The following is a 6,494-nucleotide window of genomic DNA, read 5'->3' as shown; positions in this document are numbered from 1 at the left end:
GTTTCATACTATCAGCATAGTACGGTTCGCCACAAAAGTTCCACAAATCGCCACATAATTATACTACTAGTTCAAACGCCATCGGCAAACACGAGCCAAGACGCGACAAGTAGGGCCAAACTAATCCACTTTCTCCCTGGTCGCCCTACTATCACCTTGACCATTAAACGCAACCATCCCCAGCCCAGATGTGTCCCAACGGGCAAACTCAGGCGGCGCATTGAGAAGCGAGAATACTACTTTGACGTGCTCGTGCACGTGCGATCCCAGAGAACCGACGCGGTGATTCGCAAGGCGAGACATTACCCGAGAACCAAATTCAGCGCAGAACGAACTAGAGACCGACGTATAGCCGCAATGCCCTACACTATCGTCGCTTTGCCGCCACAACAACGGACCCCATAACCGAGAGACACGTGACCTCGACCGTAGTTGGTGCACCCTGGGTGCGGGCATGTTTGCTCATATGCTTTCTGCCGAATATCGCGACCCCATCGAGCCGGGCACGTTGCTCCGGACTGAGTACGATGTTTGTCGATCCAAAAAGTGAGACGGCGATGATTCGCCGTCTTGCCGATTCGGGGAGTACGGTGAGATCGACCCGTGACCGACTAAAGAGGGAGATCACAATCGTCCTAGCATGGACTGGCACAATCGCTTGGTGACCGAAGAGCGACAATGCGAGCTTGGTGCCAACTGCGCTTGATCCGTGCTCAAGATCGGTTGACAAATCCTTAAGCACTGACGCCAGTTCGCCCATCGTCCTTGCGGCAAATACTGCATCTAGACGATCACTGAACTCGTTGCGGTCCAGGCGTCCAGTCGACAAGGCTTCTCTTAGCTGACTCGCCGCTTCGTCACGGTCTCGATCCGAGCAACGCTGATCAATTTTGTCTGCCATCACTACCGAGCCTAGGCAATCAAGGCATTCGATCCCTACCATGTGCACCAGATGGGTCGATAGTAGTACCTACGCAGCGAGCCGAATGCATCACTGACGCACACGTCCTAGTCATCGAATATCCCATGACGCCCCTTACCAGCCCTGAAGTGTCTCGCCCCCTCCTGACCGTCAGCCGCAAAGGAGATTCGACCATGGTGATATTCGTTACGTAATGCCTCGTCGAATGGGATCTCAAGACCTTCATAAGTTGAGGCCCGATCGTTGACGAGGCAGACCTGCGGGAATCTTGCGATTTCCTGTGCTAAGGCGATAGCCATGGCACGTCCTTGTTCAGCGGGGACCACCCGACTGACCAGCCCCATCGCGAGCGCCTCCTCGGCACCGACTCCCCTACCGGTGAGGATCATGTCCAGAGCTCTACCGAGGCCAACGATACGCGGTAGTCTCACCGTGCCACCATCGACCAACGGCACGCCAAAGCGTCGACAGAAGACTCCGACGATCGCGTCCGCCTCCATCACTCGCAAATCACACCAGAGCGCCAGTTCGAGACCACCGGCAACGGCGTAACCATCGATGACGGCGATCGTCGGCTTGCTCATCCGCATGCGGGTCGGACCAAGCGGGCCATGGCCATCCTCTTCCAGTCGATTAGTAGATCCCTCTGCAACCGCCACAAGATCTGCTCCAGAACAGAAGGTTCCCCCAGCTCCGGCAAGCACCGCAACGCGAGCATCACGATCACCAGCAAAGACGGTGAATGCCTCCTGCAGGCGTTCCGCCGTCTCGTAGTCGATCGCGTTCCTACGCTCAGGGCGATTGATGGTTATGATCCGAACAAACCCTTCATTCTCCACCTCCACCAAAGCCATCAGCGCGACCCTCCTGCCCGACGAGTATTCCCTCACCAAGCTACCGCGGTTCGCCCACATACGCACGCCACCCTGGCCGCCACCCTCCTTCGTCAACGCTCGGCCACCAACCCATTAGGATTGCCATCGGTGATGGAGTTCGCCGATTGTCTCCGACTGATGACTCCTATGACAGCGACATAGAACGAAAGGAGTGTCTCTTGTCAAAGGTGTATCTGCGAGAAATGATCCGACGTGATCCCAGCACCAGCTGGAAGACGAGTCAGTTGGTCAGCCATCAACAAGCAGACTCTGATGAAATCAACGCTCCGGAGAGTCTGGTGGACCCCACGGCTGATATCGGTCGCGCCATTGACGATTTTGTCCTGACCGACCTCGCACTCGACCGCCTCTTCGCGGCCATCAACAAGGGGCTCGAACCCTTTGATCTTCTCCCTTACTTCACGACATTGCCCCAGAACCATACTACGATTCGTTACCGTCAAGACGTTGCCGGCGATCTCCTCGTTGCCGGTAATCGGCTACCAATCCTCACCTTCTGTGAGTGTCTCGAACGCGTCGAGTTACTCCTAACAGCGGCGGAGCGAGCCCGCCAACCCAGCGGGAGAGAGCGGTGGTTGCTCGACGCTGTCTTGGCCTACACGCGAGGTATCGAATCAGTTCTCACTCACCTAGGCACCACATCCTGGAGTTCAGCGGGGCTAACGGGACTCCGGGATGCGTTGGTAACACTGAGCCAAACGAATGACTTTTTCCAGCTCTCCCGAGACGCTGAGTCGGTGGCGTCCGAACTCGATCGCATAAGCTATCAACTCCTTCTCGAGGACAATGCGATCACCGTTGCGCGCAGCGAAGACGGGGCGCGCAGCGAAGACGGGGCGCGGGCGGGCGGCTATCGTGATCACCTCTTGAGTCTTTTCGCTCGATTTGGCGGCAACAATGCACAGGTCATGAGCGCCTCAGCCTCTCGTCATTCAAGTACGCATATCGACGATCGCATTCTGGTCATCCTTGGACGGATCTTCCCAGATCAGTTCGCCCATCTCAGTGCCTTTGCCAACGCCCACCAAACCTTTCTCCCGTCTTGGGTCGCATCAATAGAGCGTGAACTGGTCTTCTATCTCGCATGGATCGAAGAGATCCTTGCCTTCGAGGGTGCGGGCTTGCCTTGGGTTGTACCAAAGCTGAATCGTGGAACTGGCCAAGAGCACGCTGAACAGATCTACGACCTTGCACTCGCACATGATCTACTCCGAAACCACACGGTGCCAGTGACCAATCAGTGGCATCTCGATGACGACGAGCTGATCACGGTCGTCACGGGACCCAACAATGGAGGCAAGACAACCTACACGCGTTCGATCGGCCAGCTCTACCTCATCACTGCGTTAGGACTGCCTGTTGGAGCCTCGGCTGCTCAACTCACTCCACCGCCGAGTATTGCTACCATCTTCTCGGAACAGGAAGCCGCAGATCGGATGACCGGGCGACTCGAGGAGGAGATCATCAACCTGCAGCACTTCCTTGGTGATGCGAAAGCACAGGCACTGCTCCTTGCTAACGAGGTCTTTAGCTCCACCAGTGTTGACGACGCAGTCATCCTCGGTCGCTTACTCATCGAACGTTGTCAACAAAAACAGGTGCGCTGTATCATCGTGACCTTTGTTGAAGCACTTGCCGTGCAGGCACCGGGTGTCGTATCACTGGTGGCACTCAGCGACGAAACGACGCTTGAACGGAGTTTTCGACTCGAGCGTCGGCCCCCGCAAGGACGGGCACTCGCTCTTGAACTCGCCGCTCAATATGGATTAATCACTGGTGTCCCGAATGATTGAGCTGCATCTTCTTTGGCCACCAGGGACGACGGAACCTTCGGTACCGTTCACCGACGATCGAACCCTCGAAGACCTGGGATTCCCGATGATCATCGACGCCATGGCCGCGGGCGATGCCGACATCGCCAGAGTTGCGAAGGCGGTCTTCGTCCACGCCACAACGGATACATCGATCATTCGATGGCGCCAAGAGCTCGTCACCGATGCGATCGCCCACCCACAATTGGTACGCGACCTCGCTCGGATCGCACAACACGGCGCCCAGATGGAACGGCGCACCGCTTATGCAACACGGCCCCAAGCCCCGATCTCACAGCTTCTTCGTTCTCGCGAGATCCTGGCACTCCTCATCGCGGATTTGCGGGCTCTCGCACAACGGATAGAAGAACCAGGCGGTGATGTGTCATCACAGGGATTACGACTTCTTTTCACCACCATTCGCGACAACTTTGACAGCGCCTACCTCAACTCGCTCGAGATCGAGCTTGAACAGCTTAAATTTGAGCACGGTTTGGTGACTCGCGCCACACTCGGGCCCGGCAACCTAACGAACCCTGACCTCATCATCGAGGCTCCCTTCGAAGGCCGTGGATGGAGAGATCGCTTGGCACTTTCCCTTACTTCCAAGCATCGCATCGAGATCGCCCCGCGTGATCAAGCGGGGAGCGAGACCCTTCGAGAGCTCCGTAACCTTGCCCTCGGTCAGATCGGCGTGGCGTTAGCACATGGACTCGATACAATCGTCAGGTTCTTCGTGGCGCTTCGCGACGACCTTGCGTGGCTCGTTGGCAGCCTGAACCTGCGCGACTACCTCAGTGCGACAGGCGTGCCGGTCTGCTTCCCGGAGCCAACAGACCAACGGTGGGAGCTCAGCTTCTGCCAACTCATCGAACCCACTCTCGCTTTGCGTTCGGGACAGCGTCCAACGCCGAATGACTTTCCTGATGAGATCGCTGAACCAATCGTGATCAGCGGAGCTAACTCAGGTGGTAAGACCACCTGGCTACAGGGAACCGCTATCGCCATCGTCATGATGCAAACCGGTAGTTTTGTCACCGCCGAGCAATTTCGAGCAAGCATGCGCAGCGGTCTTCGCACCTTCTTCCCCGAAGATGAGGATCGCGAATTACGCCAAGGGCGGCTCCAGAGCGAGTTGGCCCGCCTTGCGACTACCATCGCAAGCCTCTCCGCTGGTGGACTCCTCCTCATGAACGAGCCACTGGCCTCGACAAATGAGATGGAGGCATCAGCCATTGTCACCACCGTCGTAGCCGAACTCACGACTCGCGGCATCACCACCATTGTGGTCACTCATTACCCCAGCGTGGCACGTGAACTCGGCACTTACGGGGTGAGCCTCCGGCCAGAAGTGATCAATAACGGGGTGCGGACCCATCGCATCCAAGCATCACCAGCACCGGAAAACTCCTCCGCGATGGACATCTACCGACAGCTCGGTGGTTGGTGAGGAGCAAAGGTCATGGGCTAGGCGAGATGGGCTAGGCGAGATGGCTTCGTTCTACCACCTCTTGAAGTTCCGACCTCACCTTTGAATGAGCAACCTGACCGGCGATCGCCATGGCTTGAGCCCGGGAAGAACGACCGAACAACATCGCCGTGCCCTGCTCTGAGATGATCGCCGAGTGCTGGAAGGAGGTCACAGGCCCATCGAGACGCTCAAGTATGGTCGAGCTGTGACTCTTCTCATGCCAAGAGGGGAGCGCGATGATCGAATGACCATCGACAGCGTGGAGTGCCCCGACGGTGAAATCGGCCTGCCCACCGATGCCAGAGTAGAACCGCCCATTAATGAAGTTAGCATTGGCCTGGGCGAAGAGATCGACCTGAAATGCTGAGTTGATCGCAGTCATACGGGGCTGTTGGGCGATGATTGAAGGATCATTGACGACCTCTGTGCGCACGAGTCGAAGACGCGGATTCGTATCACACCAGGCATAGAGTTCGCTCGATCCAAAGAGAAAGGAAGCCACCAGCGGATGCTCAGCATCGAGCGCACCGACGTGCTCCAGATTGAGCACACCATCGCTGATCATCTCTGACCAGATCCGCAATCCTCGGGCACTTGTCAGCTGGGCAGCCACGGCGTTAGGAATTGCACCAATCCCCAGTTGCAGGGTCGAGCCGTCCTCAATAAGGTCGGTCACGAACGAAGCGATCGTGGTCTCGATCATCGAGTCATGGGCTAGGTCCTCCGGGCTCGTCAACGCTTGGTCACGGACGAAGGCGAAATCGATGAGATCGACTGACAATTCACTGTCGCCATAGGTATAGGGCATCGTCTCGTTGATCTGGGCCACCACCAAGCCACCATTTCTACGAGTCTGTTCGATCGCCGCAGGCAAGATGTTCACCTCTGTCCCAAGTGAGACATGATCACCGCGCTGTCTCGAGACGTGAATGAGCGTCACCTCCGGCCTCATGAACGAACCCAGGACTCCAGGAACCAACGACAGGCGCATGGGAAGATACGCAAGCCGCCAGCCAGCGTCACGGATAGCTGGCCCAAGAAAGGGGCTCTCATACGTTACCCCAGGCCGGTCGGGAACGCTTCCCTGCGGGTTCAAGATGAACAATCGATACTGGGGCACCGCCTGATCAAAGGCCTCCAACAGTTGCTGCGGTGTGGCGAAGTTGCCGCTTACCACCACACGAGGGACAGGGTTCGCCAACTGAGCAAAATGCTCTTGCAACGTTGCAAGTGCGACGATCTTCACGTCTAGGCCTCCTCATCTTCAGCGACTCACGGTGCCCCTTTGGCGCTCATGACCCATCTCTACGCAACCTAAGCCTAGAACCACCGACCGACTCTGGGAATTAGTTCCCCAAAACTGAAGAAAGTGCCCTCTGAGCTGGTAGAATAGG

The 6,494-nt window shown here is 57.0% G+C and carries 5 protein-coding genes and 1 riboswitch; of the genes, 2 read left to right on the top strand and 3 right to left on the bottom strand.

Annotation, left to right across the window (positions count from 1 at the left end; translation table 11 throughout):
* Positions 1–367 precede the first annotated feature (367 nt).
* A complete protein-coding gene (locus tag M7Q83_RS13685) occupies positions 368–901 on the bottom strand; it encodes a DUF1707 domain-containing protein (protein WP_298340044.1) in 534 nt (177 codons plus the stop codon).
* Between the two features lie 107 nt (positions 902–1,008).
* The gene (locus M7Q83_RS13680; RefSeq protein WP_298340036.1) at positions 1,009–1,776 is read right to left on the bottom strand and encodes a crotonase/enoyl-CoA hydratase family protein; all 768 of its coding nucleotides are present in this window, start codon (positions 1,774–1,776) and stop codon (positions 1,009–1,011) included.
* A 119-nt stretch (positions 1,777–1,895) separates the two neighbouring features.
* Positions 1,896–1,952: riboswitch (Fluoride riboswitch) on the top strand.
* Positions 1,953–1,985: 33 nt separating this feature from the next.
* Here M7Q83_RS13680 and M7Q83_RS13675 point away from each other — a divergent pair.
* Together M7Q83_RS13675 and M7Q83_RS13670 are read left to right on the top strand one after the other, a co-directional pair.
* On the top strand, positions 1,986–3,611 hold the full coding sequence (locus tag M7Q83_RS13675; protein WP_298340041.1) for a hypothetical protein: 1,626 nt from the start codon (positions 1,986–1,988) through the stop codon (positions 3,609–3,611).
* Positions 3,604–5,079 carry a hypothetical protein gene (locus M7Q83_RS13670; protein ID WP_298340038.1) on the top strand — a complete coding sequence of 492 codons (1,476 nt, stop codon included), beginning with the start codon at positions 3,604–3,606 and terminating at the stop codon, positions 5,077–5,079. Before M7Q83_RS13675 ends, M7Q83_RS13670 begins: the two co-directional genes overlap by 8 nt.
* Positions 5,080–5,110: 31 nt before the next feature.
* Here M7Q83_RS13670 and M7Q83_RS13665 read toward each other — a convergent pair whose 3' ends face one another.
* Positions 5,111–6,346 (bottom strand): acetyl-CoA hydrolase/transferase C-terminal domain-containing protein, encoded by a 1,236-nt coding sequence (locus M7Q83_RS13665; RefSeq protein WP_298340033.1) that lies wholly within the window; start codon positions 6,344–6,346, stop codon positions 5,111–5,113.
* Positions 6,347–6,494 lie beyond the last annotated feature (148 nt).

The organism is Ferrimicrobium sp. (assembly GCF_027364955.1).
Lineage (GTDB): Bacteria > Actinomycetota > Acidimicrobiia > Acidimicrobiales > Acidimicrobiaceae > Ferrimicrobium.
Note: the sequence above shows the minus strand (reverse complement) of the source record. Positions and strands in the feature narration are given on the sequence as shown.